Annotated in this window: 1 rRNA gene; it reads right to left on the bottom strand. The window is 53.6% G+C overall.

Annotated elements, in window-relative coordinates:
- Positions 1-2,789 (bottom strand): 23S ribosomal RNA (locus ABLT31_RS38200); the annotation flags it as partial.
- Between the last annotated feature and the right edge of the window lie 18 nt (positions 2,790-2,807).

Here is a 2,807-nt window from a genome sequence, read left to right as displayed (position 1 = left end):
TAGATGCTTTCAGCGCTTATCCCTGCCGCACATAGCTACCCAGCTGTGCTCCTGGCGGAACAACTGGTGCACCAGCGGTGCGTCCATCCCGGTCCTCTCGTACTAAGGACAGCTCCTCTCAAATTTCCTGCGCCCGTGACAGATAGGGACCGAACTGTCTCACGACGTTCTGAACCCAGCTCGCGTACCGCTTTAATGGGCGAACAGCCCAACCCTTGGGACCTACTTCAGCCCCAGGATGCGATGAGCCGACATCGAGGTGCCAAACCTCCCCGTCGATGTGGACTCTTGGGGGAGATAAGCCTGTTATCCCCAGGGTAGCTTTTATCCGTTGAGCGATGGCCCTTCCATGCGGAACCACCGGATCACTAAGCCCGACTTTCGTCCCTGCTCGACTTGTAGGTCTCGCAGTCAAGCTCCCTTCTGCCTTTGCACTCTTCGCGCGATTTCCAACCGCGCTGAGGGAACCTTTGGGCGCCTCCGTTACTCTTTAGGAGGCGACCGCCCCAGTCAAACTACCCACCTGACACTGTCCCCCACCCCGATCAGGGGCGTAGGTTAGAACTCCGATATGTTCAGGGTGGTATCCCACCAATGCCTCCACCGAATCTGGCGACCCGGCTTCTCTGGCTCCCACCTATCCTGTACAAAACATACCAAAATCCAATATCAAGCTGTAGTAAAGCTCCATGGGGTCTTTCCGTCTTGTCACGGGTAACCTGCATCTTCACAGGTATTACGATTTCACCGGGTCTCTTGCCGAGACAGCGCCCAAGTCGTTACGCCTTTCGTGCGGGTCGGAACTTACCCGACAAGGAATTTCGCTACCTTAGGACCGTTATAGTTACGGCCGCCGTTTACTGGGGCTTCAATTCAAAGCTTCGCTTGCGCTAACCTCTCCTCTTAACCTTCCAGCACCGGGCAGGCGTCAGCCCCTATACTTCGCCTTGCGGCTTCGCAGAGACCTGTGTTTTTGCTAAACAGTCGCTTGGGCCTTTTCACTGCGGCCCCCTCGTGCTATTCACACTACCGGGGCACCCCTTCTCCCGAAGTTACGGGGTCATTTTGCCGAGTTCCTTAGCAAGAGTTTTCCCGCGCGCCTTAGGATTCTCTCCTCGCCTACCTGTGTCGGTTTGCGGTACGGGCACCTATTTCCTCGCTAGAAGCTTTTCTTGGCAGTGTAGGATCAGGGACTTCGGTACTTAAATTTCCCTCGCCATCACGTCTCAGTCTTATAATGAGCGGATTTGCCTACTCATCAACCTAAACGCTTAGACAGGCACTTCCAATCGCCTGCTCTCCCTACCTTACTGCGTCCCTCCATTGCTCAAACGGAAATGAGGTGGTACAGGAATTTCAACCTGTTGTCCATCGTCTACGCCTTTCGGCCTCGACTTAGGTCCCGACTAACCCTGAGCGGACGAGCCTTCCTCAGGAAACCTTAGGCTTTCGGCGGATCAGATTCTCACTGATCTTTTCGCTACTTACACCGGCATTCTCACTTCCAAGCGCTCCACATGTCCTTCCGGTCATGCTTCAATGCCCTTGGAACGCTCTCCTACCACTGTCAAAGACAGTCCATAGCTTCGGTGGTATGTTTAGCCCCGTTACATTTTCCGCGCAGAGTCACTCGACCAGTGAGCTATTACGCACTCTTTAAATGGTGGCTGCTTCTAAGCCAACATCCTGGTTGTCTGGGCAACTCCACATCGTTTCCCACTTAACATACACTTGGGGACCTTAGCTGATGGTCTGGGCTGTTTCCCTTTTGACTACGGATCTTAGCACTCGCAGTCTGACTCCCGATGGTAAGTCATTGGCATTCGGAGTTTGACTGAGTTCGGTAATCCGGTGAGGACCCCTAGCCCAATCAGTGCTCTACCTCCAAGACTCCTACATCGAGGCTAGCCCTAAAGCTATTTCGGAGAGAACCAGCTATTTCCGAGTTCGATTGGAATTTCTCCGCTACCCACACCTCATCCCCGCACTTTTCAACGTGCGTGGGTTCGGGCCTCCAGTGCGTGTTACCGCACCTTCACCCTGGACATGGGTAGATCACACGGTTTCGGGTCTACGCCTACGTACTCATTCGCCCTATTCAGACTCGCTTTCGCTGCGGCTCCGCCTCTTCGGCTTAACCTTGCACGTAAACGTAACTCGCCGGTTCATTCTACAAAAGGCACGCCGTCACACATTAATAGTGCTCCGACTGTTTGTAGGCACACGGTTTCAGGATCTATTTCACTCCCCTTCCGGGGTGCTTTTCACCTTTCCCTCACGGTACTGGTTCACTATCGGTCACTAGGGAGTATTTAGCCTTGGGAGATGGTCCTCCCAGCTTCAGACGGGGTTTCACGTGTCCCGCCCTACTCAGGATCCGTCTCGGAGGGTCGAGAATTTCAGCTACAGGATTGTTACCTTCTGTGATGGACCTTTCCAGATCTCTTCGCCTATTCTCGACCTTTGTAACTCCGTATGAGACGTCCTACAACCCCGGAAAGCAAGCTTTCCGGTTTGGGCTCTTCCCCGTTCGCTCGCCGCTACTTAGGGAATCACTACTTGTTTTCTTCTCCTCAGGGTACTTAGATGTTTCAGTTCCCCTGGTATACCTTCATCCACCCTATGAATTCAGGTGGTGATACTGCCCCATTACGGACAGTGGGTTCCCCCATTCGGAAATCCTCGGATCAAAGCTTGCTTACAGCTCCCCGAGGCGTATCGCCGTTTACCGCGTCCTTCATCGGCTCCTAGTGCCAAGGCATCCACCGTGCGCCCTTTGTAGCTTAACCAATTTTGGTTATTGCTTT

It is taken from the genome of Ammoniphilus soli (assembly GCF_040813775.1).
Note: the sequence above shows the minus strand (reverse complement) of the source record. Positions and strands in the feature narration are given on the sequence as shown.